Raw genomic sequence first — 26778 nt, 5'->3', positions numbered from 1 at the left:
AAGACTCCAAAATATTTTTTATAATGAAAACAAAAACTTTATTTTTTATTACGCTATTTGGAATACTTTTTGCGAGTTGTGAATCAGAACTTTCTACGAAAGATTTTATGGTTGATAGTTGGCAAACAACTTATCTAAAAATAGAAATGGTTACAGTAAATAAAACAGATTCTTTGCAGGTTTATGAAGATAAATTTGAAAATAATCCAACGTTGGTTGCGCAATCTAAATACAATAAAGATGGTACTTTTTCTGCTTGGTTTAAAAACAAAAAAGGAGAACAGGTCTCAAAATCTACTGGAAAGTGGAATGTTGTAAAAGATTCTTTAACAGTAGAATTTAATTATGGAGGTAGAGATATGAAAGTGAGTTATTTTATAACAAAAACTGACGAAGGTTTTATAGGAAAAAGTACATATGATTGGGATGAAGATGGAGATTTTGATGATCTATTAACAATGGAAACAAAGAGAATAAAAACTGACTAAATTTGAGTAGATTTAACAAGATTTCTTTAAGAATACGTATATTTTTATCAATGATTTTATTGGTGTTATTAGCATCAGTATTAATATTGGTGGTAACTATTTATCAATATGATGAACAGACAAAAGATTATAATATTCAGCGTTTTGAACGTAAAGAAGCAACTACAAAAGAAACCATAGAATTAGAGTTAAAGAATAAGACTACGTATCCTGTAAATACAGAAAATTTACCTAAAATATTTCAAGAACGTATTTATGAAATATCATCTATCAATAAACTAAATATTTCAATTTATGATTTACAAGGTAATCTTTTAAAATCTTCTATTGCAAGTGCTTTTGAGAAGATAGAATCACATCCAATTTCACAAGAACTTCTAAAAGAACTGTCTCAAAATTCAAATCATAAAATTTTAAAGGTTAGGGAAGAGAAAGGAATCGGTTTTCAATCTTCATTTTCTTTTATTCATGATCCAAAATTTAAAAGAATTGGAATTTTAGAAATACAATTTACGCAAGACAACTCAGAAATTGAAAAAGAGTTAAAAGAGTTTATGTTGCGATTAGGTTTGGTATATATTTTAATGTTTTTAATTGCAATCGCAATTGCTTATTTTTTATCAAGTTATATTACAAGATCCATAAAAACCATTTCTGATAAAATGGAACAAACTCGTTTAAACAAACGAAATGAAAAGATTATTTTAAGTAAAGCAAGTTCAGAAATTGGAATTTTAGTTGAAGCTTACAATAATATGATTGATGAATTGGGAGAAAGTGCCGCTAAACTTGCAAGAAGTGAGCGTGAACAAGCTTGGAGAGAAATGGCAAAACAGGTAGCTCATGAAATTAAAAATCCATTAACTCCTATGCGATTAACTGTTCAAAGTTTTGAACGCAAATTTAATCCTTTAGATGAAAAAGCAAAAGAAAAATTAACAGAATTTAGCCAAACTTTAATTCAGCAAATAGATGTAATGAGTTCTATAGCTTCTGCTTTTTCTGATTTTGCAAAAATGCCTACTCAAAAGAAAGAGCAAATAGAAATTATTAGTGTTGTTAAGTTTGCGATCGATATTTTTAATGAAAAATATATAAAGTATCATCCACAAGAAAAAGAATTATATGCTAACTTAGATAAAACTCAGTTGATTAGAGTGGTAACAAATTTGGTTAAAAATGCAATTCAGGCAACAGATAAAGAAGAAAACCCTTTAATTGAAGTAAAAGTTTTATCAGAAGGAAATAACCTAAAAATTACAGTTTCTGACAACGGAAAAGGAATATCTGAAGAGGTAAAAGATCTAATATTTGAACCAAAGTTTACGACAAAGACGAGTGGAATGGGACTAGGTTTAGCGATGATTAAGAATATAATTGAAGCCTATGATGGTTCTATTTCTTTTACCTCTAAAGTAGGAGTTGGAACTGTTTTTACAGTTGTTTTACCAAAGAAATAATAAAGTTATCAAATAGTAATTAAATTAATAAATAATGAATTTCGAAAATATTTTAGTTCAAAAAAAAGATAGTTTAGCACAAATAACGATTAACAGACCCAAAAAATTAAATGCTTTAAATAAAACTACAATTAACGAGTTAAATATAGCATTTGAAGCATTAGAAGATGATGAAGATGTTAGAGTAATTATTTTAACTGGTAGTGGAGACAAAGCCTTTGTTGCAGGTGCAGATATTTCTGAGTTTTCTCATTTTTCTGTGGAAGAAGGAGGTGGTTTGGCAAGACTTGGTCATGAAATTTTGTTTGATTATGTAGAAAATTTAGCGACACCAGTAATTGCAGCAGTTAATGGTTTTGCTCTAGGAGGAGGTTTAGAATTGGCAATGTCTTGTCATTTTAGAATTGCGTCAGATAATGCAAAAATGGGATTGCCAGAAGTTTCATTAGGAGTTATTCCTGGTTATGGAGGTACTCAACGTTTGCCACAATTAGTTGGTAAAGGTAAAGCAATGGAAATGATTATGACTGCTGGTATGATTTCTGCTGAAGAGGCAAAAGATGCTGGTTTGGTTAATCATGTTACTTCTCAAGACGAATTATTACCATTAGCAGAAAAAATAGCGAGTAAAATTATGAGGAATTCTTCTGTTGCAATTTCTGCAGCAATTAGAGCAATTAATGCTGGTTTTAAAGATGGTGTTAATGGTTTTGATTTAGAAATTGAAGAATTTGGAGAATGCTTTGGAACAGATGATTTTAAAGAAGGAACCTCGGCGTTTTTAGGTAAAAGAAAACCTAATTTTTAAAAATAGGTCAAATAAAAAGCGAGTCTAATTCAGACTCGCTTTTATCATCAAAATATAGCAGTAGTTTTGATGAACAATTAACTAATTTTTTAGATATTAAAACTTTTAACATAAGTTCTATTATCTGTATTGATAACTACTTTATAGTTTCCTTTTTCGGTTTCAGATAATTTGTAAACTCTGTTTACAATATTTTTACCTTCTAGTTTTTCAGAGTGAATAATATCTCCTTTATAATATAAATCTATTTTTAAAGGTTGATTGTTAAATGCAATTTTAGAAATTAATAACAAATCTCCTTTAGATCTAATTACAGGTTTAAAAACTTTTTTAGTTTCTTTCTTTAAAAAAGTAACAAATCCATTCTTAACATCAATTTTCTTAATAATATATTCAAAGTCTTTTTCTAGTTCTGTTGTATATATCCCATCTTCTAAATTGGTTAAGTCAAATGTTTTAGAATAAGTACCAGAGCTTTGAAATTTTTGTTTAAATATAATTATTCCATTCTCGTCTTTAATAATAAAAGCTTGACCTTTCTTTACGTCTTTGTATTCAACTTTTACTCTTTTTACATCTACTGTATTAGTAGTATTAGTGTTCTCATTTGCGTAACTAATTAATGTTCCAAACATTAATGTTACTAATAAAATTGTTTTCATTGTTGTTCTCATTTCTTTTCATTTTAAGATTAATAACACTACAAATATATAGTGGTATTTAACTTTAAAAAACATCAGAATTGGTTAATTTATATTCTAAATTACCTGTTAATTAATTACTAATTAATTGTTAAGTTAATATAGTATATTTTGTTGATAATTTTAGATACTACGCATGCATAGTATAATTGGTGAAAAAAGTATTTTACAAATAAAAAGCGAGTCCTATAGAGACTCGCTTTTATCATCAAAATATAGCAGTAGTTTTGATGAACAATTAACTAATTTTTTAGATATTAAAACTTTTAACGTAAGTTCTATTATCTGTATTGATAACTACTTTGTAGTTTCCTTTTTCGGTTTCAGATAATTTGTAAACTCTGTTTACAAGATTTTTACCTTCTAATTTTTCAGAGTGAATAATATCTCCCTTATAATATAAATCTATTTTTAAAGGTTGATTGTTAAATGCAATTTTAGAAATTAATAACAAATCTCCTTTAGATCTAATTACAGGTTTAAAAACTTTTTTAGTTTCTTCCTTTAAAAAAGTAACAAATCCATTCTTAACATCAATTTTCTTAATAATATATTCAAAATCTTTTTCTAGTTCTGTTGTATATATTCCATCTTCTAAATTGGTTAAGTCAAATGTTTTAGAATAAGTACCAGAGCTTTGAAATTTTTGTTTAAATATAATTATTCCATTCTCGTCTTTAATAATAAAAGCTTGACCTTTTTTTACATTTTTATATTCAACTTTTACTCTTTTTACATCTACTGTATTAGTAGTATTAGTGTTCTCATTTGCGTAACTAATTAATGTTCCAAACATTAATGTTACTAATAAAATTGTTTTCATTGTTGTTCTCATTTCTTTTCATTTTAAGATTAATAACACTGCAAATATATAGTGGTATTTAACTTTAAAAAACATCAGAATTGGTTAATTTATACTCTAAATTACCTGTTAATTAAATATTAATTAATTGTTAAGTTAATATAGTATATTTTGTTGATAATTTTAGATACTACGCGTGCATAGTATAATTGGTGAAAAAAGTATTTTACAAATGAAAAGCGAGTCCCAAAGAGACTCGCTTTTATAGTCAAACTACACCACTAGTTTGATCAAATCAATCAATTAAATTTTTATATTGTAAAACTTTTTACATACGTTCTGTCATCAGAATTAACAACAACTTTGTAGTCACCTTCTTTATTTTCAGACAATTTGTAAGCTCTATTTAAAAGTTCTTCACTTGTAACAGTTTCAGAAAGAATTTCTTCATCATTATAAAAGATTGTTATATCTAAAGATTCTTTATCAAAAGTAAGTTTAGAGATATAAAGTAAATTATCTTCTGCTCTAATTACTGGCTTAAATATTTTTACATCAGTGTTGTTTAAAAAAGTAACTAAACCGTTTTTTACAGCAAACTTTTTAATAATAATTTCAAAAGCTTTATTTAATTCAGCAGTATAAATACCATCTTCTAAAGCAGAAAAATTGAAAGTTCTAGAATAGTTACCAGAAATACTCATTTTTTGATTATATACTTGTATGCCGTTTTCGCTTTTGATTGTTAAAGTTTGTCCTTTTTTTACATTATTAAATTCTACTTTAACAGTTTTCTTAGCTTTAACTTCGTTGTCGTTGTTGTTTGCGTAACCAATTAATGTTCCGAACATTAATGCTACTAATAAAATTGTTTTCATTTTTGTTTTCATCTTCTTGTCATTTTTACTATTAATAACACTGCAAATCTATGGCAGAAGTTTCTACTGTAAAACATCAGAATTGACACATTTATATGCTAAATTATCTGTTATTTATATGTTAAAACAATGTAAAGTTAATATAGAATACAATTTTGGTAATTTTATACATTTTATTCGAATTAAGTGTTGTAAATTTGATTTTAAAATAAGAATATGATGAATGTTAAACCAACTTTAGAAAAAATTAGTCCAGATTTCGGAAGCTCTATACTGGTAAAAAAACATACAGAGTTTTTAAAGCAGATAAAAGCTTTTTGGCATTTTCACCCAGAAATTGAATTAGTCTATGTAAATAAAGGTAAAGGGAAAAGACATATTGGTAATCATTTGTCTTACTTTAATAATAGTCAGTTATTATTAATAGGGTCTAATTTGCCTCATAATGGATTTACAGATAGGCTTACCACAAATGGTTCTGAAACATTAATACAATTTAAGCCAGATTTTTTAGGAAAAGATTTTTTTGATGCTTTAGAGATGAAACCTATTAGTATTTTATTTGAAAAAGCTAAAAAGGGAATTCTTTTTGGAGTGAAAACAAAACAAAAGTTAGGTCCAAAAATTGAAAAAATTTCTGAGAAAAAAGGATTCAAACAAATTTTAATTTTATTAGAGATATTACATACGCTTTCTAAGTCAGAAGATTATACATTATTAAATGCAGATGGTTTTGCTTTTGAAACACAACCACAAGATAGTAGTAAAATAGATATTATTTTTAAACATATAAACGAGAACTTTAATCAGCATATTAGTTTAGACGAAATTGCTAGTTTGGTGAGTATGACAGTTCCTGCTTTTTGTCGTTTTTTTAAAAAAACAACAGGTAAAACTTTTACGAAGCTTGTAAATGAATATAGAGTTGTGCATGCAACTAAGTTATTATCAGAAAGTCAAACAAGTATTACAGATATTTGTTTTGAATGTGGTTTTAATAACTTTTCTCACTTTAATAAGTTGTTTAAAGAGTTTACTGGTAAATCTGCATCAAAATATAGAAGTGAAATGATGAGTTTAATTCAATAATAATATGGATAAAATAGAAAAGGCTATTGAATACTACACTTTTAAAAGTAAAGAGTTGTTAGATTTTGTAAATTCTAATAATAACTTATCTATAGAAAAAATTATTGAATGTGGAGAAGAGTTGGCTGTCTTAGAAAATAAAATAACGGCATTAGAAGTGGCAAAAGAGAATTAATTATTTAATTCCATTCCATTCATCATCAAATTGTTTTAAAAACTCTTTCATATATATATGTCTACTAGTTGCAATTTTTTTTCCTGTAACTGTATTCATTTTATCTTTTAATAAAAGTAACTTTTCGTAAAAATGATTTATTGTTGGAGCAGAAGAATTTTTATACTCTTCTTTAGTCATGTTTATATTAGGTAGAATTTCTGGGTTATAGAGAGCTCTATTTTTAAACCCTCCATAATTAAAGCAACGAGCAATACCAATAGCACCTATAGCATCTAACCTATCTGCATCTTGTACCACTTCTAATTCTTTAGATGTAAATTTTTCTCCAGTTTTATCAAAAGAATTTTTATAAGAAATATGCTTTATAATATTAATTACATGAGTAATAATTTCGTTTTCAACATGTTGTTCTTCCAAAAATTTTGTTGCCATTTTAGGCCCAACAGTTTCATCTCCATTATAAAACTTTGGATCAGCAATATCGTGTAGTAAAGCTGCTAAAGAAACTATATAATCATCAACTTTTTCTTCTTTAGAAATTAACAAGGTGTTTTTATAAACACGTTCTATATGAAACCAATCATGACCTCCTTCAGCACTTTCTAGCTCTTTTTTTACAAATTTAATGGTATTTTCAATTACTTTTTCTTGATTCATATTACTTTCTTTGAGCCAGTTCTTTTTTTATTTTTTTCAATTCAAAGAGCATTACAAAAATCATTGGAGTAAAAAATAAAGGTAAAAAAGTTTGAAAAGAAACACCTTTTTCAATAGTTGAAAAAACAGCATAAACAATCATTAAAATCACAACTATTACTTGAATTATAAGAATAGTTTTTTGCTTTTTAAGCTTTTTTAATAGTTCTTCTTTTGTGTAGGTAGAGAATAGTGATGCCATTAATTTTAATTTTTTATAAAAATAAAAAATCCACTCTAAAAGAATGGATTTTTATACTTAATATTTTAAAGTTCTAACAAAACTCGTCGTAAGCTTGTGCTAAATTCTGTGCAATCATTTGTGCAGATCTCCCTTCAATATGGTGACGCTCTAACATATGAACCAAGTTACCATCTTTAAACAATGCAATTGCTGGAGATGATGGAGGAAAAGGAACCATAAACTCACGTGCTTTTTGTGTAGATTCTTTTTCTACACCTGCAAAAACAGTAGTTAAGTTTGTAGGTGTTTTCTCAGCCCCTAAAGAAGCAACTGCTCCTGGTCTTGCTGTACCTGCTGCACAACCACAAACTGAGTTTACAACAACTAAAGTTGTTCCTTCTTTAGATAGTGCGTTTTCAACGTCTTCACTTGTATATAATGCTTCAAAACCTGCGTTAATTAACTCGTCACGCATTGGTTTTACTAATTCTTCTGGATACATATTTTCTAAATTTAAAATGCAAAGATAGGTATTTGTTTGTCAAAACTCAACATACTTAAAATGGTAGTTTCAATAGAAATATCAAAAAAATTGATACTAAAAGGATGTTTTAGTTTTTGGGCGTGCCCATTTTTAAAAATATTATTCCGTTATCACTCCACAAAATTTTAAAAATCGTCAGGCTTTCCGCACTCGCTTTTTTTGAGAAAAACAAAAAAGAGCTCAAACAAATGCTTCAATCCTTCACGCAAATAAGGCCTAACTATTTTTCTAATTTGTAAAAATCCAACAATCTAAGTATTCAAAAATCTATTTTAATCTTTGTAACTTTACAACTTTCAAAAAAAATATAATATGGGAAGTTTCACCAAATGGTTAGGCGCAGGTTTAGGATTTAGTTTAGGAGGGCCAATAGGAGCAGCAATAGGTTTTGCAATTGGTAGTTTTGTAGATGGTTTTTCTGCAGATGAATACAAACAAGAACAAATAGATTACGAAAGAAATAGGCAATCTAGAGGAAAAAGAGGTTCTGTAAATACACAATCTGGAGATTTTGAAATGAGTCTACTTGTTTTGGCATCAATAGTTATAAAATCTGATGGAAAAGTAGATCAACGTGAACTAGATTATGTTCGTGCTCAATTTGTGAGTATGTATGGTAAACAAAGAGCTAACAACGCTTTCAAGCTTTTTAGTGGAATTATTAAAAAGCAAGTTTCTGCAAGACAAGTTTGTATACAGATTAGGCAAAATATGCCTCATGCTTCTCGTTTACAATTAATTCATTTTTTATTTGGTATTGCTAAAGCAGATCAGTTTGTAGTTGATGCAGAAGTAGAAGATATTAGAAAAATAGCGGGTTATTTATACATCAATCACAGAGATTTCGAATCAATTAAAGCCATGTTTTATGATGCTTCAGAAAATGCTTATAAAATTTTAGAGATTACTAAAATTGTTTCTGATGATGAAGTGAAAAAAGCCTATAGAAAAATGGTGAAAAAATACCATCCAGATAAGTTACAAGGTTTAGGAGAAGAGCATTTAAAAGGTGCAAAAGAAAAATTTCAAAGCATACAAGCTGCTTACGAAAAAATTAAAAATGAAAGAGGGATGTAATCCTTCTTTTTTTTTGCTTCTAAAAGCCCACGTTTTCAAGAAAATCAGTATTTTCGCAATCTTATTAGAAACGACAGAAAATGAAAGCTAAATTTCCTGAATATAAAGGACTTGACTTACCAAAAGTTGCAGAAGAAATTCTTAATTATTGGCAAGAAAACAACATATTTGAAAAGAGTGTAACTTCAAGAGAAAATGCAGAGCCTTTTGTGTTTTTTGAAGGACCTCCTTCTGCAAACGGTTTACCTGGTGTACACCACGTTTTAGCAAGAGCCATTAAAGATATTTTTCCTCGTTATAAAACCATGAAAGGTTACCAAGTAAAGCGTAAAGCTGGTTGGGATACTCATGGTTTACCTATAGAATTGGGTGTTGAGAAAGAATTAGGAATTACCAAAGAAGATATTGGTAAGAAAATTTCTGTAGAAGATTATAATGCAGCCTGTAGAAAAGCAGTAATGCGTTATACAGATATTTGGAACGATTTAACTCAGAAAATGGGGTATTGGGTAGATATGGATGATCCATATATTACGTACGAACCAAAATATATGGAATCTGTTTGGTGGTTATTAAAACAGATTTATAACAAAGAATTAATTTATAAAGGGTATACAATTCAGCCATATTCTCCAAAAGCGGGTACAGGTTTAAGTTCTCACGAGTTAAATCAACCTGGTACTTATCAAGATGTAACAGATACAACTGTTGTTGCACAATTTAAAGCGATAGAAAATACACTTCCAGATTTTTTACAAAACGAAGGAACTGTTTATTTTATAGCTTGGACAACAACTCCTTGGACATTGCCAAGTAATACAGCATTAACTGTTGGACCAAAAATTGAATATGTTTTAGTAGAAACTTTTAATCAATATACATTTGAACCAATTAAAGTTGTTTTGGCTAAAAATTTAGTTGGGAAACAATTTGCTGGTAAAAATAATGTTCAGGTAGAAACTTCAGAAGAATTAGGTTCTTACAATGCTGGTGATAAGAAAATTCCTTACCACGTTATAAAAGAATTTATTGGTAAAGATTTAGTTGGTATTAAATACGAACAACTATTAGATTACTGTTTGCCAAACGATAATCCTCAAGATGCTTTTAGAGTAATTGCTGGAGATTTTGTTACCACAGAAGATGGAACAGGAATTGTACATACAGCACCAACCTTTGGACAAGATGATGCTCTAGTTGCAAAACAAGCAACACCAGAAATTCCACCGATGTTGGTAAAAGATAGTGATGATAATTTAGTTCCTTTAGTAGATTTACAAGGTAAGTTTAGACCAGAAATGGGCGAGTTTGCTGGTAAATATGTGAAGAACGAATATTATGAAGATGGTGAAGCTCCTGAAAGATCTATAGATGTTGAGTTGGCAATTAAATTGAAAACAGAAAATAAAGCCTTTAAGGTTGAAAAATATAAACACAGTTATCCTAATTGTTGGAGAACAGATAAACCAATTTTATATTATCCATTAGATTCTTGGTTTATTAAAGTAACTGATGTTAAAGATAGAATGCATGAGTTAAACAAAACGATTAACTGGAAACCAGAATCTACAGGAACTGGTCGTTTTGGAAACTGGTTAGCAAATGCAAATGATTGGAATTTATCTCGTTCTCGTTATTGGGGAATTCCATTGCCAATTTGGAGAACAGAAGACGGTAAAGAAGAAATTTGTATTGGTTCTGTTAAAGAATTAAAAACTGAAATGGCAAAAGCTGTAGAAGCTGGAGTTTTAGCAAAAGATATTTTCGCAGATTTTGAAGTTGATAATAACTCAGAAGAAAACTATGCAAAAATAGATTTACATAAAAATATTGTTGATGAAATTGTATTAGTTTCAGCATCCGGACAACCAATGAAACGTGAAAGCGATTTAATTGATGTTTGGTTCGATTCTGGTTCTATGCCTTATGCACAATGGCATTATCCGTTTGAAAATAAAGGAAAAATTGATAATAACGAATCTTTCCCAGCAGATTTTATTGCAGAAGGAGTAGACCAAACACGTGGTTGGTTTTATACTTTACATGCAATTGCAACTATGGTTTTTGATTCTGTTGCCTATAAAAACGTTGTTTCTAACGGTTTAGTTTTAGATAAAAACGGACATAAAATGTCTAAGCGTTTAGGAAATGCAACAGATCCTTTTACAACATTATCAACTTATGGTGCAGATGCAACACGTTGGTATATGATTTCTAATGCCAATCCTTGGGATAATTTAAAATTTGATTTAGACGGAATAGAAGAAGTAAAACGTAAGTTTTTCGGAACTTTATATAATACCTATTCATTCTTTACTTTATATACAAACCTTGATGGTTTTGCTTACAAAGAAGCAGATGTTGCTTTAGAAGAAAGACCAGAATTAGATCGTTGGATTTTATCAGAATTACACACATTAATAAACAAAGTAGATAAATTTTATGCAGAATATGAGCCTACAAGAGCTGCAAGAGCAATATCAGACTTTACACAAGATTATGTAAGTAACTGGTTTGTGCGTTTAAGTAGAAGACGTTTTTGGAAAGGAGATTATCAAACAGATAAAATTTCTGCATATCAAACTTTATACACTTGTATGAATACTATTGCAAAGTTAAGTGCGCCAATTGCTCCGTTTTTTATGGATAAATTGTATCAAGACTTAAATTCTGTAACAGGTAAAGAAACATCAGAAAGTATCCATTTATCAGATTTCCCTAAATATGATGCTAGTTTTGTAGATAAAAGCTTAGAGCGCAAAATGGAAAATGCACAAACTATATCTTCATTAGTTTTATCATTAAGAGCAAAAGAAAAGATAAAAGTGCGTCAGCCATTACAAAAAATTATGATTCCTGTTGATAATGAACAACAAAAGGAAGAAATTTTAGCAGTTGCAGATTTAATTAAGAATGAAGTAAATATTAAAGAGATTCAAATTTTAGATGATGCTTCAGATATTTTAATCAAACAAATTAAGCCTAATTTTAAAACTTTAGGGCCAAAGTTTGGGAAAGACATGCGTTTTATTGCAGCAGCAGTAAAAGAGTTTAATCAAGAAGATATTAACAAAATAGAAAAAGTTGGCAACATTATTCTTGAAATTAACGGGAAAAATATTACTTTGGAACTCTCAGATGTAGAAATATCATCTAAAGATATAGAAGGTTGGTTGGTTGCAAATGAAGGAGCGTTAACAGTTGCTTTAGATGTTACAATAACAGAAGAATTACGTAAAGAAGGCGTTGCCAGAGAATTGGTAAATAGAATTCAGAATGCACGTAAAGACACAGGCTTAGAAGTAACAGATAGAATAAAATTAACGGTTTTAAATTTCGAAAACTTACAAAAATCTATCACAGATAATAAAGACTATATTATGAGTGAAACATTAACTAAAGAATTGGTTTTTGTTGACGAATTAACAAATGGTACAGAAATTGAGTTTGATACCATTAAAAGTAGAATATTAATCGAAAAAATGTAAGATTTATGTCAGACATAAAATTAAAGTATAACGAAGAAGACTTACAAGAGTTTAAAGAAATTATTCATAAGAAGATAGCAAGAGCAGAACAAGATTTGGCTTCATTAAAAGCAGCTTATAAAAATGATGCAGATAATGGTACAAATGATACATCATCATCATTTAAATCTTTTGATGAAGGTTCTGAAGTAATGAATAAAGAAGCGAATGTTCAGCTTGCAATTAGACAAGAAAAATTTATAAGAGACCTTAATAATGCTTTGTTAAGAATTGAAAACGGTACTTATGGTGTATGTAGAGTTTTAGGTAAATTAATACAAAAAGAGCGTTTAAGATTAGTACCTCATGCAACATTAAGTATAGAGGCAAAACGTAAACAGTAATTGTTTATTTATAATTTAAGATTTAAAAGCTTCTGTAAAGAAGCTTTTTTTATACAATGAAGATTCATTTTATCATTTTATTTTGTTTGATTTCTACTGTGATTTTATCGCAAAAAAAAGTAATGAAAAAATTTGAAACACAAGCAACAGAAATAGAAATTTCTACCTTAGGTTTAGATGATTTTGTGATAGAAAATTCAGATTCAGGTTTTGTTGAAATTTATTTATTTGCAGAAAATATAGAAGAACAACATATTCTTTTTAGTGAAGCGCATAAATTGGTGAAAATTCAATTTGAAATACCAGAATACAAGATTGAAGATAAAGTTTTTAGAAAGTTTATTACTGAAAGATTACATAGAGCAAGTGCAATTATTAAACTACCAAAAAATAAAGTAATTACTGTTTTTGGTGACGAAATAAATATTGAATCCAAAAGTTATAAAGGAGATTTAAAAATTTTCATTGAAAAAGGAATTTTAAAACTACATTCAATTTACGCAAACTTACTTGTAAAAATGTATACAGGAAATCTATATGCCAATTTAAATGAAGCGAGTATTAATGTAGCTTCTAAAACAGGTAAAATTAAAATTAACGATATTTTAGTTGAAAAAAGTTATCAAAAAAAGGAAGATAAATCTGATAAAGAAATTACTATTAACTCATTAAAAGCTAATATTTTCTTAACAACCCAATAAACACAATAATATTGTTATTTTTGTGAGCACAAATTCAAGAAAAATGTCAAAAAAGTACCTTGCAATTCTAACTATTATAATCGCAATTATTTTAGATCAAGTAATAAAGATCTATGTAAAAACTCATTTTGTACTGGGTGAAGAAGTGGTGGTTTTTAATTGGTTTAAAATCCATTTTGTAGAGAATAACGGAATGGCAATGGGTTTTGAGTTTGGTGGTAAAGCAGGGAAACTTTTTTTAACTCTTTTTAGATTGGTTGCTGTAACAGGGATTATCTATTGGTTAGCACAGAATATTAAAAAGAAAGTACACAATGCTGTAATTATAGCAATTGCACTTATTTTTTCTGGAGCAGTTGGTAATATTATAGATTCTGTTTTTTACGGAGTTATTTTTGATTCTTCTAACCACAAAGTAGCAACACTTTTTGCAGACAAACCTTATGGCGAATTTTTTCATGGTAAAGTAGTAGATATGTTATATTTTCCTTTTATAGAAAATGCTATTTTACCAGAATGGATTCCTTTTATTGGAGGTGACGAATTTACTTTTTTTCAATATATTTTTAATCCTGCAGATGCTTTTATAAGTGTTGGGGTTGCTTTACTTTTTATTTTTAGCAAACAAGCTTTTCCTAAAGAAGAAAAAATAGTAAAAGAATAATCTTTACTATCTTTAAAGAAAGTTTAAAAGATTATTATGCGTTTTCTAAAATACATCGCAGTTTTTTTAGTCGGGTTTTTTATTGCCAAGTTTTGGTACGATAAAAAGGAACAAAATAACAAACAAGAAGAAATACAAGTTGTTGTAAATTCCATTAAAAACTTGAGTAAGTTGGTGGTTTCTAAAGGTACTTTCTCTGAAGTTTATAATTATTCAGATTCTAAAAAATATTTTTACGATTATTTATCATTTGATAAAAAAGCCATTATTACTGTAAATGCGGATGTTGAGGTTGGTTATGATTTATCAAAATTAGAAATCCAGATAGATTCTATTGGGAAAAAAATAATCATCAATAAAATACCAAATCAAGAAGTAACAATTTTTCCAGATGTAAAATATTTTGATTTACAACAAAGTCAGTTTAATACTTTTTCTAAAGAAGAGTTGAATAAAATCAACCAAAAAAGTATTGATAAAATTAAAGAAACAATAGCAATAACAAACTTAAAAGAGAAAGCAAAAACTAGGTTGTTTGAAGAACTGTCTAAAATTTATCAACTCTCTGCCATTTATAATTGGCAAGTTGTAGACAACACAAATACGAGTTTTTTAAGCGATTTTAAAAATTAAAAAAAAAGACTGTCAAAAATTAATCTGACAGCCTTTTAATAAGTATTGCTACTTTCCCCTATATTATTAGAACCCTTCTCCCGGCGCTTCAGGACTTGAAGCCTGAGCTTTTTGCGGATTTAAAATTAGGTAAGTTCCCAATGCAGTTAAAGCTGCATATTTACCGTAATTTCCTATTTTTTTAATTGCTTCTTTTCTTGTGATGTCTTGTTTGTTTTCTATATTTTTTTTCATGATGTTTTGTCTTTTAAAAGTTAGATTATTCTAAAATTATTTTTTTGTTCAACTTGCCAGAATTGGTTTTTAGTTGAACCAGATAAACACCTTTAGATAGGTTTGGTAAATCAATATTTTTAACACCATTAGAAGTAAAAGAAGTATTTAACACTTGTTTTCCTAATAAATTAAATATAGAAACTGTTGTTTTTTCTTGTGATAAACCAACAATTCTTAAAGTAGATTTGTCTAATTTATAAATACTAACATTCTCTAAAGCTACATTATTATCAACACTTAGTGCACTGTTGGTTGTATGTAAATAGAATCTGCCAATTCCGTTTAAATTTTCAGATGGAGTAACTTTATAATTACTATTGGCTTCATCTAAACGCGTAAATGTATTTGTGATTCTATCTTCTAAAAAGATTTTAATGCCCGATGGTAAATTTAAGCCTTCTGCAGTAAAAGTAATTTCTTTATCAGCTGTAACAGAAACACCAACAGGTATAATCATGTTTTCGAAATTAGTATCTGGTAATGCTTGTCTTTTAAAATCTACACCCTCACTATTGCTAACTAAATGAGTATAAATATTTAAGCTAGATGATTGACCTGTAAAGGTACCAATATCAAAACCAGGATCTAAACTGGTAGTTTTACCTTCTAAATAATTAATTTCTGTAGATTTTGTTTTGGTATCATCAGCCATTAATAAGGTTAATTTTGGGTTTGATGTAGTTTTGTAAAAAGTAACCCCATTTTGGTCACTTTGCATTGCTTTGGTAAATTGTACAGAATCAAAAGAATTATTAGAATTAACAAAAAATGCTTGACCAGGATGAATTTGACCAGTTGTTAAATCTTGATATTCATCTGCAGTAGCATTCCAAACATAAACACTTTCATGCGTATCTGTTATTGCTAATGCATTTGATGCTAAAAAAGTAGCAATATTAATATAAGCAGGATGTGGGTTACCTACTAAATTCCATCTGTTTTCATTAGCAGTACCTTCACTACCTCTAGAAATATCATAGTTAGTTGTAGGTTCAGGAAAAGTACCTGTAAAAGTATAATCTCCAGCACCCGTTCTTTTTAATGAATATCCAGAACCAGAACCAAACGTAGTTGATGAACCCGAATCTTGAAAATAGATCCAATCACCATCTGCATCACTTGTATTTATATAACGAGCTACTGCTTCATTTGGTAGATTGGTAGCAATACTGTTTGCAGTGTTCCAAATATCACCATATTGTTCTCCTACAACAGGAGAAGAAACTAAATGCCATTTATCATCTGCAACATTTACATTATAATTAAAATCTCCATTTACAGTAGCAGTTCCTTCAATAATTAAAGAACCTCCACTTTCTACAGTTACAGAAGAAGAAGCGTCTATTGTAATATCATTTGCAACAGCTCCTGTGCTTGAACTAACAACTGGCTTATTAGTTACATTTGGTATTACAACATTATCAGTTGCAATTGGTGCAGAACCATCTAGCCAGTTGCTATCTGTTGACCAATCTGTATTGGTGGTTCCAGTCCATTGTTTACCAAATTCCCACGTAAAGGCATCTAAAGCCATGTAATCTAAATTACCAGTACTAGAAAAAATTAACTCGTCTATTCCTTTATTAGAATTATCTGAACCTCCTTCTGAGGTAAAATCTATAAAAGTAAAACCGTTATTAGCACTATAATCAGGTTGAAAGCCTGCACTCTTTGTAATTGTAAATATTGTTATGTTAGCTCTTTTACCAGTAATTGTTAAAGTTCCTCCATGACTTAAGCTAATTCCCTCAGCAGTTGCAGTAAACAAATAAAGGTTTTTAACATCTATTACATTTCCATTATTTGTTTTAATAGTAAAATTACTACCATTTGAACTACCATTTGTATTAACGCCGTTATCTATAAATTTGTCACTACTATTATAACCACAATCATTACAAGTGTTAGTACTTTCTACACCAGTAGATGTTTTTAATTCCTTTTCGCCATAGACATATACATTATATACTTCTCCAACACTTGTTACATTAAACACTTGCCCATTGTCTGTAAAAGAAGTTGAATTGTTCGTTTCGTCTTCGAAATTTTCAGTAGTTTGTGCAAAGGAGTTTTTTGCTAAAAAAAAGCTTAAAAAAGTAAATAAAAAAAAGTAGTTTTTTTCATAATTTAAAAAATTTAAAAACCTTAAAGCTATAAGTGCTTAATGGTTAGGTTAGTACCCTAAATATAGGTGTGTTTAAATAATAAATCAAATATAATTTTATTATTTATTTTAAAAACAGGTGTAAATACCTGTTTTTTAGATTGAGTAACTATACTTTTTTTTAAGCTGCTCGTAAAAAAGGATTGGTAATTTGTAGTTAATTAATATTATGTCTGTTATATTTACTAACAATGAAAAATATTGAAATTAGTTTTAAAAAAACGATAATAGATCTATTAAAATCAAAGACAGTTACAGAAGAAATTTTAGCTGTAGATAAATTAATTAAAGAGTACAAAGAATTATTTAAGGAGTTGTTTTTTGATGACTCTTTAAAGGAGAATAAAGAAACTATTATTAGTGGAGGCATCGCTTTATCATCTACACATGCTAGAGATTGTTTAGAAGACCCAATTAGAACAGCTCGTTTTTTAAAAGGAATTTATAAAGCTATTTTAGTGGCTCAAGATCGGTTTCCGAATGAAAAAATTAGCATTTTATATGCAGGCTGTGGTCCTTTAGGAACTTTATTAATTCCTTTATTGCATAGGTTTTCTTCTAACGAAATTGAAATTGTTGTTTTAGATATACATCAAACTTCTATAGATTCAGTAAAAAAAATTATAAAAAAAATAAAGTGCGAAACATATATTAAAGAATATTTGGTTACAGATGCTACAAGGTACAAGCATTCAGTACAAAATCCATTACATATGATTGTTACAGAAACAATGGATAAAGCTTTAACCAAAGAACCTCAAGTAGAAATTACTAGAAACTTAGGAAATCAAATAGTAAATAATGGAATTTTTATTCCTGAAAAAATAGAAATACAAAGAGGATATTCGTTTTTTGCTAAAGAATTTGTTTTTAAGACAAAGGAAGATATTTCTTTATTGATAGCTAAAAAAGAAGAAATAAAAACAGAAAAATTATTTTCCATCACTAGTAAAATAGAATCTTTAGAATCTTTTAATTTTGAATCAGATTGGATTTCTATTCCAAGTAATTTTAAAAAAACACCAGATATTTGTTTATATACTTCACTTATAATTTTTGATGATATTTATTTAACTAAATCAGAATCTTTAATAACGAATCCATACTGCGTTAAATCTTTATATAACGTAAAAACAAAAAAATATAAGCTTCAATATGCTACTGAAGGAATTCCTACTTGGAAAGTAGTATAAAAATAAAAGTCAGGTTTTTTAAACCTGACTTTTAAAATATCTAAATTATAGTAAACTAACTTCTTGAAGGAAAAATACCTACCAGAGCTATAATATAATTAACACCTAAAAAAGGTTGCATATTGTTAACGGGTTGGCTACCTCCGCTAGTTCCAACTGTAATAGAAGAATCACCTGTTGGATTAGTAACAACTTCAACGCCACCTAAAGCAATATCTGGTGTAGTTTCATTATACATTTTTACTGGACTAGTGTTTCTACCTGCTCCTTCATTACCAGCAGCTAATACGGCTCCATCTGTTGGTGTTTCTAATGTTGCTGCAGCAGAACTAGCTTGTACTTTTACATTTACTTCAATTGATCCCGCTGTTTGCTGCGCAATATGATTGTGAATTGGCATTTGAAGAACATTTAATGTATTGGTTTCTAGCCCTGATCTTTGCCCTAATTTTCTAGTAGAAAGTCCTGGTCCTGTTCCAGGATGTATTGGTGCCCTACCTCTTAAATCTGGTAATGCAAATGTGGTTCTGCCATCTCCACCATAGGTTGTTCCTATAATAGAAAATAAAGCTGTGTTTTGTGCAATTGATAATAATTGTCCGTCGCAAAAAGCCCATCCTCTTGGGGCAAAGTTTCCTGCAAATAACATAATTTGTGCAATCATTGGATCCATAATAAAATAATTTTTTAATTAATAAGTTTAGTTTGTATACTATATACATTTCAAATTTACATGGAACAATTGATGGGTTTTAGAGAACAACTTACTAATAAATAAAAAGGGTATAAATACTTATTTTATGTAGTATTTATACCCGTTTAATTGTTGTAAAGTTAACTATAGGTTAAAATCTGGCGTAATTTCTATTAATTTTTTTTGAATCCCATAGATTACCAAACCAGCTACATTTTTAGATTGTGTTTTTAAGAGTAGATTATTTCTATGACCCTCTACTGTTCTTGGGCTTATAAAAAGTTTTTCTGCAATTTCTGTAGTGGTATGTTGTGCACAAATTAATTCTAAAACATCAATTTCTCTTTTAGAGAGTAGTTTTTTATCTAAATCACTTTTTATACGTTTTCCACTTGATGAAATAATATTTTCATGAATAATAGTCAAAACTTTTTCATCATAATAAAAACCTTTTTCAGAGACCTCATTTATGGTATGAATTACCATTTTTGGTGTGGTGTCTTTAAGTAGATAAGAAGAAGCACCAACATCAATCATATTAGTTATAAAAGACTTACTGCCAAAACTAGTTAAAGCAATTATTTTAATGTCTGGGTGTGTTTTATGAATCACTTTAGTGGCTTCAACACCATTTATTTCTGGCATTTTTAAATCCATCAAAATAATATCTGGAAATTCTTCTGTTTTAGAAATATAATCGATTAATTTTTTACCGTTTTCTACTTCATAAATAATATTAAAATTCGGTTCTCTTTCTAATAAAAAGCGAATTCCTTTTCTAAAAAGTTCTTCATCATCAGCAATTACGATGTTAATTTTTTTCATAATCTGGGGGTTTTTATATTACAATTAAAATTTTAAAGCCTTTTCCTACTTCACTTCCAATACTATATTTTCCGTTTAATAAAGAAACTCTACTTTCTATGTTTTTCATACCAAGTCCTTTCTTAGAATCTATGTCATCAGCATTAAAACCAACACCATTGTCTGTATAGTTAAAAATTAATTCATTGTCTTTATAATAAATATTTATAGTACTATTATTAGCTTTTCCATGCCTAACAGAGTTGTTAATTAACTCTTGTGTAATTCTAAAAAGATGTAACTCGTTTTGAGGAATTAAAAGTTTTTTTGGGTACTCTATGTTGTATTCTATATTAATTTTTCTACTATTATTAAAACCATCTGCCAATTCTTCTACAGCATCTTTAAATCCAAATTCTTCTAGTATTGGTGGCAATAAATTATGTGCAATTTTACGAGCACTTTCTAAGGTTTTATCCGTAGCTTCTAAAATACCATTATTAACTTTTGTATATTCTTCTGGTGTTAGCTCACCATCTTTTAAAAGATTTGCATTTAGGTTAATTACATTTAGTTTAGAGCTAATATCATCATGTAAATCTTGTGCAATACGTTTGCGCTCTTCTTCTTGCGTAATAATAATAGACTGTATTATTTCTTTTTGATGATTTACTTCGAGGTTTTTTTTCTCTAGTTCTTTTTCCACTATTTTTTTTCTGGAGAAGAAGAAAAATAGTAGTAAAGCAACTCCCATAAGAAGAAGCATTAAAACACCTATTAATACTATTGTTATCACTTGGTTTTCTTGAGTAAGCAATTCTTCCATAAGGGGGTTTTGAAAAGTCAAAACGAATTTACGGAAAAAATTTTTATCTAAAGATAGGTGTTGCTATCTGAATTAAAAAGCCCGAAATGAAAATCAGGTGTTTATACCTAGTTTAATTTTTTTTTATAAAATCTATTAATTTAGATTTCTTATGTGGCGTAATGGTTTTCTAAAGTTTTTGTACCATTCTACAAAAATTAAAACTTGAAAAACGAGGTATAATGTATTATTAAATAGCCATGCATATGACTTAATCTCCTTAGAACCTAAATTGCCTATAGTAAAAATTAAAGTGCTACAAAGTGTATAAACAAAGAAACCAGCGTTAAAGTAGATGTATTTTTTATCAGAATTATTGTCTAAATTTTTTATAAAAAAGTAAAAACTATAAATAATTAATGGTATTGAAGTGATGGCAATTTCTAAAACATTCCATTTTTCGTAAGCCTTGGGGTTTGCTTTTAAGTAAATTGCAAAAACCAAAACTACCGCAAAAGTTAAAAACCTATTTAAGTTTTTATATTTTTTAAATTGATATAATGTTGAAAAGAAAAGACTTAAAAAAAGAAACTGACCAATAAAAAAATAATGACTTAAAAAGAGATTGTGTTCACCTAAACTAGATAAATAATGTGAATAAAGTTGAATAAAAAGACAAAGCAATAAATACAAAATAAAGTATTTTAATACTTTGTCTTTTTTAGTATAACTTGTAATAAATACTAGTGTGTTTGTAATTAAAAATATATACCCTGTATTTGTAATAAAATCATCAAATTCCATTTAGATTCTATATTTTAAATAGTCTTTACTCATTATTTACGAAAATACTACTTATTTTTTTTGGTCTAAAGTTTTTATACCAATCTACAAAAATTAATATTTGGTAAATTAAATATAAAAATGCATTAAAAGACCAAATAAAACGATTCCAAAAAGAAACCGATGAAGATACATAGTTTCCTGCAACAAATAGAAGTGTGCTTGATAATAGGTAAATAAAAACACCCGAATTTAAATAAATAAAATCTTTTTTACCACTATCTATATTTAGAATGAAATATAAAAATGCATAAAATATTAATGGTATAGAACAAATAACAATTTCTAACAAATTAAACCTATCATACAGTGCAGGGTTTCTATAATATTGAATAGAAAGTACTAGTAAAATAATTACAAAAGTTATTTTTAAAATTAATTTATGAAGCTTCTTCTTTAAAAGGTTTTTATACAATAAAGACAATAAAATAAATTGTCCAATAAAATAAAAATGTGATAAAAATAAATTATGTTCTTTACCTATTTTTAAATATTCTACTCTTAATTGTAAAATAAGGGAAAATAAAAGGTAAAAAGATATAATTTTAAAAGCTATCGTATTTTTACGATAGCTTTTAAGATAAATAAGTGTATTAATAGCTAAAATAAAATAGCCTAAATAGATTATTATTGTTTGAAAATTCACTAATTATTACCATTTAATGGACTGTTTGGGTCACACAAGTTTGGGCAAGGACTTGAAAAATCATAAATATTACCACTCTCTGCATCTAAAGTAAGTCCGTCAGAAGAAGAAAGAATATCTACTCCACACTTATTTACACCAACTATCATTAGTTTTTCTTGAAAATATATATCACCACATTCATTCTCTAGTTTTTCAACTCCAATATAGGCTCTGACACTTTCTACATGGTCTTCACTTAAAACCTCAATTAAATCTTTTTTTGGAATATTAAAAGCTCTACAATCATGATATCTATTATAACTACTCTCTTTTTGTCTCCATCGTTTTGCCCAATTTTTAGCAATTTCTAAACTAATAGTGTTTCTTGGATTTGGTTTTGGCACGTCGTTTGGTTTTTTTTCCATGTTTAAATAGTTTTTAGTTTAAGTTTATAAAAAATTTTAGTTAGACTCTAAAAATATATAAAATAAAATAAAAACAAAGTATTAATACTTGTAATTTAATATAAAACACGTGTTTTTACGTGTTTTAAATACTTTTTTCATTTACTAGATGATTAAAAAAAGTGTATTTTCGTTAGATGCCAACACCCTTAGAACTTCAAATAAAAACATTGCCAAATGAACCTGGTGTATATCAGTATTTTGATAAAGAAGATATAATTATTTATGTTGGTAAAGCGAAAAACTTAAAAAAAAGAGTTGCTTCTTACTTCAATAAAAATCACGAAAATGGTAAAACTAGGGTTTTAGTAAAAAAAATTGTTCGTATTAAACACATTGTTGTTAATACAGAAACAGATGCTTTATTATTAGAGAATAATTTAATCAAAAAATACAAACCACGTTATAATGTTTTATTAAAGGATGATAAAAGTTATCCTTGGTTGTGTATTAAAAAAGAACGTTTTCCTAGAGTTTTTATGACGCGTAGGGTTATAAAAGATGGTTCAGAATATTTTGGACCATACACTTCTGTAAGAACTGTAAGAGTTTTATTAGACTTAATAAAAGAATTGTATCCGCTAAGAACTTGTAATTACGATTTAAGTCATCAAAATATAAATGAAGGTAAGTACAAAGTATGTTTAGAGTATCATTTAAAAAACTGTAAAGGCGCTTGTGAAGGGTTAGAAACAGAAACGCATTATAATAATTCTATCAAAGAAATTAGAAATATTATAAAAGGTAATTTTAAAGAAAGTTTAGAGAAGTTTCAAAAAATGATGTTGAGTTTTGCTGAAAAAATGGAATTTGAAGAAGCGCAAAAAATTAAAGAGAAATTAAGTTTATTAAGTAATTATCAATCTAAATCTACCATTATAAACCCGTCTATTAATAATGTAGATGTATTTTCTATTATTTCTGATGAAACGCATGGTTATGCAAACTTTTTAAAGATTTCTAACGGATCTATCATTCAATCTCATACAACAGAAATAAAGAAAAAATTAGACGAAACTGATAAAGAGTTATTAGAACTTTTTATTGTTGAAATTAGGCAACGTTTCGATTCTCAATCGCCAGAAGTTTATGTTCCTTTTAAAGTAGATTTAGGTGAAAACTTGAAAGTTACAATTCCTAAATTAGGAGATAAAAAACGCATTGTAGAATTGTCTGAAAGAAATGCAAAATATTACAGACAAGAGCAATTTAAACAGATTCAAATTGTTGACCCAGATAGACATGTTAAACGAATTATGGCGCAAATGAAAAAGGATTTACGCCTTTCCGTTGAGCCAAGACATATAGAATGTTTTGATAACTCTAACATACAAGGTACAAACCCTGTTGCTGCTTGTGTAGTTTTTAAAGATGGTAAGCCAAGTAAAAAAGATTACAGACATTACAATATTAAAACAGTTGATGGGCCAGATGATTTTGCATCTATGGAAGAAGTTGTTTACAGAAGATACAAACGTTTGTTGGCAGAAGACCAACCTTTACCACAATTAATTATTGTTGATGGAGGAAAAGGACAATTATCATCCGCTTTAAAAAGTTTAGATATTTTAGGTTTAAGAGGTAAAATTGCCATTATTGGAATAGCAAAACGCTTGGAAGAAATTTATTATCCAGGAGACCCAATTCCTTTGTATTTAGATAAAAAATCTGAAACTTTAAAGATTACACAATACTTAAGAAATGAAGCGCACAGATTTGGAATTACGTTTCACAGAAATAAAAGAAGTAAAAGTGCCATTAAAAGTGAATTAGAGCAAATTCCTGATGTTGGTACACAGACTATTACAACTTTATTGCGTAAATTTAAGTCGGCAAAACGTGTTAAAGAAGCTTCTAAAGAAGATTTGGTAGAAGTTATTGGAAACGCGAGAGCTACAAAGGTTTTTCAATATTTTCATCCACCAAAAAAATGAAAAAGTTTATAGTAACTGTTTTTGTATTATGCTCAATTGTTTTTTATAGTCAAGAAAAACAACCAAAAATTGGTTTGGTTTTAAGTGGTGGAGGTGCAAAAGGGTTTGCTCATATTGGTATTTTAAAAGAAATTGACAAAGCTGGTTTACAGATAGATTATATTGGAGGTACAAGTATGGGTGCAATTGTTGGTGGTTTATACGCAATTGGTTATTCTGGTGAGCAAATAGAAAAAATAGTTTTAGAAACCGATTTTATCTCTTTATTACAGGATAAATTACCAAGAAATTCTGAACCTTTTTTCGAAAAAGAGTTTGGTGAAAAAACAATGATAACTTTACCTGTTAAAAATGGTGCTTTAGGTTTGCCAAAAGCAGTTTCTAAAGGACAAAGTGTGTTAAATCTTTTGTCTGAATTGTTAGCTTCTGTAGAAGGTGTTACAGATTTTAATAAATTACCGATTCCTTTTTTTTGTATTGCTACAGATGTTGAAAACGGTGGTGCTATTTTGTTAGAAAACGGATCTTTGGCTTTGGCATTGAGAGCAAGTAGTTCTTTTCCTACCTTATTAAATCCTGTTGTTTTAGAAGATAAATTGTTGGTTGATGGAGGGGTTGCAAATAATTTTCCTGTTTCAATTATAAAATCTAAAGGAATGGATATTGTTATTGGTGTAGATGTTGAAGGAGAATTATCTCAAAAAGAAAAACTAAATTCTGTTTTAGATATTATGAATCAGATTGTTAGTTATCAAATGTATAGTATAACGGGTAAAGAAAAAAAGAGGTTAGATGTATATATCCATCCCAAAATTAAAGGATACAATGTTGTAAGTTTTGATAAAAAAATAGAGATTCTAGAAAAAGGAATCGAAGAAGGAAAAAAGTTTGCTTCAGTTTTTGAAGAACTTGCTTTAAAACAAACGATTAAAAAAGAACGTAAGAAATTAAATTTTGATGAAAAGAAATACTTAATCTCAGATATTGATTTAATAGGTTCTAAGAATTTTACAAGAGCTTTTGTTTTAGGGAAAGTGAAAATTAGGAAAGGTGATAGTCTTTCAAGAAAAGAAATTACTAAAAGAATTCATTTATTATCAGCAACCAAAAATTACGAAAGAGTAGTATATAATTTAATTAAAAAGGAAGACAATACGTATTCTTTAAAATTCACAGTAAAAGAATCTACTGAAAATGCAAATTTAAAATTGGGAGTTCATTACGATTTCTTATATCGATCTGGAGTTCTTGTAAATTATAATAAAAAAAATGTATTATTAGAAAATGATTTGTTTTCATTAGACATGATTTTGGGTGATAACTTAAGGTTCAATCTCGATTATTTTGTAGATAATGGATTTTATATTAGTTATGGTTTTAAATCTAGATACAATCACTTTAGAGCTAACTCTAAGTTTAATCCAATTGTTTCTCAGTTTCCTACAATTAGTAGTATTGATTTGAGATATACAGATATTACGAATCAATTTTTTTTACAAACCACTTTTAATAGAAGGTTTGCAATTGGTATTGGTTTAGAGCATAAATATTTAAAAGCAACAACAGAAACAATTGCTTCTGCAAACAGTCATGATACTACTTTTGATAATAGTAATTACTTAAACAGTTTTGGTTATTTAAAGCTAGACACATATGATAAAAAGTACTTTCCAACAAAAGGGTATTTTGCTGATTTTAACTTTAAATGGTTCATGGTTTCATCAGATTATAATGAAGATTTTTCAAGTTTTGCACAAACAAAAGGAACTTTAGGTTTTGCTGCTACTTTTTCGGATAAAATTACTTTTCAAATGACCAATGAAGCAGGTTTTACCTTAAACAAAAACAATTCTGAGGTTTTTGATTTTTATGTGGGAGGTTACAATCAAAATTACATCAATACCTTTGTTTCTTTCTATGGATATGATTTTGCAGAACTTTCTGATGACAGTTTTATAAAATCAGAATTTAATTTAAGATATGAAATTGCAGATAAACATTATGCATCGTTTATTGCAAATTATGGAAGATTAGATGGCAATGTTTTTAGAGATATAGATCTTTTTAAAGATATAATATCTGGTTACGCTCTAGGTTATAGCTACAATACTTTTATTGGACCAATAGAGATAAAGTATAGTTGGTCTCCAGATAATAATCAGAAGTATTGGTTATTTAATTTAGGCTTTTGGTTTTAAG

At 28.1% G+C, this 26778-nt stretch carries 28 protein-coding genes; 14 read left to right on the top strand and 14 right to left on the bottom strand.

From position 1 onward, the window contains the following. The first annotated feature begins 23 nt into the window (after positions 1-23). The 3 genes from PHEL85_RS08915 to PHEL85_RS08905 are packed head-to-tail and all read left to right on the top strand — an operon-like array spanning position 24 to position 2756. A complete protein-coding gene (locus tag PHEL85_RS08915; protein WP_036824159.1) occupies positions 24-488 on the top strand; it encodes a hypothetical protein in 465 nt (154 codons plus the stop codon). A gap of 50 nt (positions 489-538) precedes the next feature. After that, complete coding sequence (locus PHEL85_RS08910; protein WP_036824157.1) at positions 539-1948, top strand: sensor histidine kinase; 1410 nt, start codon at positions 539-541, stop codon at positions 1946-1948. Positions 1949-1982: 34 nt separating this feature from the next. Beyond that, a complete protein-coding gene (locus PHEL85_RS08905) occupies positions 1983-2756 on the top strand; it encodes an enoyl-CoA hydratase/isomerase family protein (protein WP_036824154.1) in 774 nt (257 codons plus the stop codon). An 89-nt stretch (positions 2757-2845) separates the two neighbouring features. On the opposite strand, the gene PHEL85_RS08900 is transcribed toward PHEL85_RS08905, so the two are convergent. The 3 genes from PHEL85_RS08900 to PHEL85_RS08890 all read right to left on the bottom strand — a co-directional run bounded on the left by PHEL85_RS08900 (position 2846) and on the right by PHEL85_RS08890 (position 5149). Next, positions 2846-3430: a hypothetical protein gene (locus PHEL85_RS08900; protein WP_036824152.1), complete on the bottom strand. Its 585-nt coding sequence runs from the start codon at positions 3428-3430 to the stop codon at positions 2846-2848. 277 nt (positions 3431-3707) lie between these two features. Then, a complete protein-coding gene (locus PHEL85_RS08895) occupies positions 3708-4292 on the bottom strand; it encodes a hypothetical protein (RefSeq protein WP_036824149.1) in 585 nt (194 codons plus the stop codon). Positions 4293-4570: 278 nt separating this feature from the next. Next, positions 4571-5149, bottom strand: coding sequence for a hypothetical protein (locus PHEL85_RS08890; protein ID WP_036824146.1), 579 nt, complete (start codon positions 5147-5149; stop codon positions 4571-4573). A gap of 204 nt (positions 5150-5353) precedes the next feature. On the opposite strand from PHEL85_RS08890, the gene PHEL85_RS08885 reads away from it, so the two are divergent. Further along, on the top strand, positions 5354-6226 hold the full coding sequence (locus PHEL85_RS08885; protein WP_036824143.1) for an AraC family transcriptional regulator: 873 nt from the start codon (positions 5354-5356) through the stop codon (positions 6224-6226). A gap of 4 nt (positions 6227-6230) precedes the next feature. Next, the gene (locus tag PHEL85_RS17955; protein ID WP_200882340.1) at positions 6231-6401 is read left to right on the top strand and encodes a hypothetical protein; all 171 of its coding nucleotides are present in this window, start codon (positions 6231-6233) and stop codon (positions 6399-6401) included. Here the strand turns inward: PHEL85_RS17955 and PHEL85_RS08880 are convergent, their stop codons facing one another. The 3 genes from PHEL85_RS08880 to PHEL85_RS08870 form a co-directional block, all read right to left on the bottom strand. Further along, the gene (locus PHEL85_RS08880) at positions 6402-7061 is read right to left on the bottom strand and encodes an HD domain-containing protein (RefSeq protein ID WP_036824140.1); all 660 of its coding nucleotides are present in this window, start codon (positions 7059-7061) and stop codon (positions 6402-6404) included. 1 nt (position 7062) lies between these two features. Next, positions 7063-7302, bottom strand: a complete 240-nt coding sequence (locus PHEL85_RS08875; RefSeq protein ID WP_036824137.1) for a hypothetical protein — start codon at positions 7300-7302, stop codon at positions 7063-7065. A gap of 73 nt (positions 7303-7375) precedes the next feature. Then, positions 7376-7786: a BrxA/BrxB family bacilliredoxin gene (locus PHEL85_RS08870; protein ID WP_036824134.1), complete on the bottom strand. Its 411-nt coding sequence runs from the start codon at positions 7784-7786 to the stop codon at positions 7376-7378. A 354-nt stretch (positions 7787-8140) separates the two neighbouring features. Here PHEL85_RS08870 and PHEL85_RS08865 point away from each other — a divergent pair, with 354 nt between their 5' ends. From PHEL85_RS08865 to PHEL85_RS08840, 6 genes are all read left to right on the top strand, one after another. After that, positions 8141-8905: a TerB family tellurite resistance protein gene (locus PHEL85_RS08865; protein ID WP_036824132.1), complete on the top strand. Its 765-nt coding sequence runs from the start codon at positions 8141-8143 to the stop codon at positions 8903-8905. An 80-nt stretch (positions 8906-8985) separates the two neighbouring features. Then, the gene (ileS, locus tag PHEL85_RS08860) at positions 8986-12393 is read left to right on the top strand and encodes an isoleucine--tRNA ligase (RefSeq protein WP_036824130.1); all 3408 of its coding nucleotides are present in this window, start codon (positions 8986-8988) and stop codon (positions 12391-12393) included. A 5-nt stretch (positions 12394-12398) separates the two neighbouring features. Then, positions 12399-12776, top strand: a complete 378-nt coding sequence (locus tag PHEL85_RS08855) for a TraR/DksA family transcriptional regulator (RefSeq protein WP_036824127.1) — start codon at positions 12399-12401, stop codon at positions 12774-12776. 122 nt (positions 12777-12898) lie between these two features. Further along, entirely contained in the window at positions 12899-13477 is a 579-nt protein-coding gene (locus PHEL85_RS08850; RefSeq protein WP_156109156.1) for a hypothetical protein, read from the top strand. A gap of 43 nt (positions 13478-13520) precedes the next feature. Next, a complete protein-coding gene (locus PHEL85_RS08845) occupies positions 13521-14141 on the top strand; it encodes a lipoprotein signal peptidase (protein ID WP_036824122.1) in 621 nt (206 codons plus the stop codon). 36 nt (positions 14142-14177) lie between these two features. Then, positions 14178-14774 (top strand): DUF4230 domain-containing protein, encoded by a 597-nt coding sequence (locus tag PHEL85_RS08840; protein ID WP_052108513.1) that lies wholly within the window; start codon positions 14178-14180, stop codon positions 14772-14774. Between the two features lie 66 nt (positions 14775-14840). On the opposite strand, the gene PHEL85_RS17950 is transcribed toward PHEL85_RS08840, so the two are convergent. Continuing rightward, positions 14841-15008, bottom strand: coding sequence for a hypothetical protein (locus PHEL85_RS17950; protein WP_200882339.1), 168 nt, complete (start codon positions 15006-15008; stop codon positions 14841-14843). Between the two features lie 25 nt (positions 15009-15033). Then, entirely contained in the window at positions 15034-17046 is a 2013-nt protein-coding gene (locus PHEL85_RS08835) for a T9SS type A sorting domain-containing protein (protein ID WP_036824117.1), read from the bottom strand. 359 nt (positions 17047-17405) lie between these two features. Here PHEL85_RS08835 and PHEL85_RS17345 point away from each other — a divergent pair, with 359 nt between their 5' ends. Further along, positions 17406-18407, top strand: coding sequence for a hypothetical protein (locus PHEL85_RS17345; RefSeq protein WP_052108512.1), 1002 nt, complete (start codon positions 17406-17408; stop codon positions 18405-18407). 55 nt (positions 18408-18462) lie between these two features. On the opposite strand, the gene PHEL85_RS08825 is transcribed toward PHEL85_RS17345, so the two are convergent. The 6 genes from PHEL85_RS08825 to PHEL85_RS08800 all read right to left on the bottom strand — a co-directional run bounded on the left by PHEL85_RS08825 (position 18463) and on the right by PHEL85_RS08800 (position 22606). Further along, on the bottom strand, positions 18463-19080 hold the full coding sequence (locus tag PHEL85_RS08825) for a phage tail protein (protein ID WP_200882338.1): 618 nt from the start codon (positions 19078-19080) through the stop codon (positions 18463-18465). Between the two features lie 165 nt (positions 19081-19245). Continuing rightward, a complete protein-coding gene (locus tag PHEL85_RS08820) occupies positions 19246-19926 on the bottom strand; it encodes a response regulator transcription factor (protein ID WP_036824111.1) in 681 nt (226 codons plus the stop codon). Between the two features lie 13 nt (positions 19927-19939). Further along, the gene (locus tag PHEL85_RS08815) at positions 19940-20731 is read right to left on the bottom strand and encodes a sensor histidine kinase (protein WP_036824109.1); all 792 of its coding nucleotides are present in this window, start codon (positions 20729-20731) and stop codon (positions 19940-19942) included. A gap of 135 nt (positions 20732-20866) precedes the next feature. Then, positions 20867-21514, bottom strand: coding sequence for a hypothetical protein (locus tag PHEL85_RS08810; RefSeq protein WP_036824108.1), 648 nt, complete (start codon positions 21512-21514; stop codon positions 20867-20869). Positions 21515-21539: 25 nt separating this feature from the next. Beyond that, the gene (locus PHEL85_RS08805) at positions 21540-22199 is read right to left on the bottom strand and encodes a hypothetical protein (protein WP_036824106.1); all 660 of its coding nucleotides are present in this window, start codon (positions 22197-22199) and stop codon (positions 21540-21542) included. Further along, positions 22199-22606: a hypothetical protein gene (locus PHEL85_RS08800; RefSeq protein ID WP_036824103.1), complete on the bottom strand. Its 408-nt coding sequence runs from the start codon at positions 22604-22606 to the stop codon at positions 22199-22201. The genes PHEL85_RS08805 and PHEL85_RS08800 overlap by 1 nt, the downstream gene beginning before the upstream one ends. Before the next feature lie 176 nt (positions 22607-22782). Between PHEL85_RS08800 and uvrC the strand changes: the two genes are divergently transcribed. Beyond that, complete coding sequence (gene uvrC / locus PHEL85_RS08795) at positions 22783-24579, top strand: excinuclease ABC subunit UvrC (RefSeq protein ID WP_036824100.1); 1797 nt, start codon at positions 22783-22785, stop codon at positions 24577-24579. After that, the gene (locus tag PHEL85_RS08790) at positions 24576-26777 is read left to right on the top strand and encodes a patatin-like phospholipase family protein (protein WP_036824097.1); all 2202 of its coding nucleotides are present in this window, start codon (positions 24576-24578) and stop codon (positions 26775-26777) included. Before uvrC ends, PHEL85_RS08790 begins: the two co-directional genes overlap by 4 nt. The last annotated feature ends 1 nt before the right edge of the window (position 26778 follow it).

The sequence above is a fragment of the Polaribacter sp. Hel1_85 genome (assembly GCF_000766795.1).
GTDB lineage: Bacteria > Bacteroidota > Bacteroidia > Flavobacteriales > Flavobacteriaceae > Polaribacter.
Note: the sequence above shows the minus strand (reverse complement) of the source record. Positions and strands in the feature narration are given on the sequence as shown.

What these genes read in the sequence shown, in the direction of transcription:
- PHEL85_RS08915 (WP_036824159.1), top strand. Translation starts at nt 24, where the DNA reads ATGAAAACAAAAACTTTATTTTTTATTACGCTATTTGGAATACTTTTT.
- PHEL85_RS08910 (WP_036824157.1), top strand. Translation starts at nt 539, where the DNA reads ATGATTTTATTGGTGTTATTAGCATCAGTATTAATATTGGTGGTAACT.
- PHEL85_RS08905 (WP_036824154.1), top strand. Translation starts at nt 1,983, where the DNA reads ATGAATTTCGAAAATATTTTAGTTCAAAAAAAAGATAGTTTAGCACAA.
- PHEL85_RS08900 (WP_036824152.1), bottom strand. Translation starts at nt 3,430, where the DNA reads ATGAGAACAACAATGAAAACAATTTTATTAGTAACATTAATGTTTGGA.
- PHEL85_RS08895 (WP_036824149.1), bottom strand. Translation starts at nt 4,292, where the DNA reads ATGAGAACAACAATGAAAACAATTTTATTAGTAACATTAATGTTTGGA.
- PHEL85_RS08890 (WP_036824146.1), bottom strand. Translation starts at nt 5,149, where the DNA reads ATGAAAACAAAAATGAAAACAATTTTATTAGTAGCATTAATGTTCGGA.
- PHEL85_RS08885 (WP_036824143.1), top strand. Translation starts at nt 5,354, where the DNA reads ATGATGAATGTTAAACCAACTTTAGAAAAAATTAGTCCAGATTTCGGA.
- PHEL85_RS17955 (WP_200882340.1), top strand. Translation starts at nt 6,231, where the DNA reads ATGGATAAAATAGAAAAGGCTATTGAATACTACACTTTTAAAAGTAAA.
- PHEL85_RS08880 (WP_036824140.1), bottom strand. Translation starts at nt 7,061, where the DNA reads ATGAATCAAGAAAAAGTAATTGAAAATACCATTAAATTTGTAAAAAAA.
- PHEL85_RS08875 (WP_036824137.1), bottom strand. Translation starts at nt 7,302, where the DNA reads ATGGCATCACTATTCTCTACCTACACAAAAGAAGAACTATTAAAAAAG.
- PHEL85_RS08870 (WP_036824134.1), bottom strand. Translation starts at nt 7,786, where the DNA reads ATGTATCCAGAAGAATTAGTAAAACCAATGCGTGACGAGTTAATTAAC.
- PHEL85_RS08865 (WP_036824132.1), top strand. Translation starts at nt 8,141, where the DNA reads ATGGGAAGTTTCACCAAATGGTTAGGCGCAGGTTTAGGATTTAGTTTA.
- ileS (WP_036824130.1), top strand. Translation starts at nt 8,986, where the DNA reads ATGAAAGCTAAATTTCCTGAATATAAAGGACTTGACTTACCAAAAGTT.
- PHEL85_RS08855 (WP_036824127.1), top strand. Translation starts at nt 12,399, where the DNA reads ATGTCAGACATAAAATTAAAGTATAACGAAGAAGACTTACAAGAGTTT.
- PHEL85_RS08850 (WP_156109156.1), top strand. Translation starts at nt 12,899, where the DNA reads ATGAAAAAATTTGAAACACAAGCAACAGAAATAGAAATTTCTACCTTA.
- PHEL85_RS08845 (WP_036824122.1), top strand. Translation starts at nt 13,521, where the DNA reads ATGTCAAAAAAGTACCTTGCAATTCTAACTATTATAATCGCAATTATT.
- PHEL85_RS08840 (WP_052108513.1), top strand. Translation starts at nt 14,178, where the DNA reads ATGCGTTTTCTAAAATACATCGCAGTTTTTTTAGTCGGGTTTTTTATT.
- PHEL85_RS17950 (WP_200882339.1), bottom strand. Translation starts at nt 15,008, where the DNA reads ATGAAAAAAAATATAGAAAACAAACAAGACATCACAAGAAAAGAAGCA.
- PHEL85_RS17345 (WP_052108512.1), top strand. Translation starts at nt 17,406, where the DNA reads ATGAAAAATATTGAAATTAGTTTTAAAAAAACGATAATAGATCTATTA.
- PHEL85_RS08825 (WP_200882338.1), bottom strand. Translation starts at nt 19,080, where the DNA reads ATGGATCCAATGATTGCACAAATTATGTTATTTGCAGGAAACTTTGCC.
- PHEL85_RS08820 (WP_036824111.1), bottom strand. Translation starts at nt 19,926, where the DNA reads ATGAAAAAAATTAACATCGTAATTGCTGATGATGAAGAACTTTTTAGA.
- PHEL85_RS08815 (WP_036824109.1), bottom strand. Translation starts at nt 20,731, where the DNA reads ATGGAAGAATTGCTTACTCAAGAAAACCAAGTGATAACAATAGTATTA.
- PHEL85_RS08810 (WP_036824108.1), bottom strand. Translation starts at nt 21,514, where the DNA reads ATGGAATTTGATGATTTTATTACAAATACAGGGTATATATTTTTAATT.
- PHEL85_RS08800 (WP_036824103.1), bottom strand. Translation starts at nt 22,606, where the DNA reads ATGGAAAAAAAACCAAACGACGTGCCAAAACCAAATCCAAGAAACACT.
- uvrC (WP_036824100.1), top strand. Translation starts at nt 22,783, where the DNA reads ATGCCAACACCCTTAGAACTTCAAATAAAAACATTGCCAAATGAACCT.
- PHEL85_RS08790 (WP_036824097.1), top strand. Translation starts at nt 24,576, where the DNA reads ATGAAAAAGTTTATAGTAACTGTTTTTGTATTATGCTCAATTGTTTTT.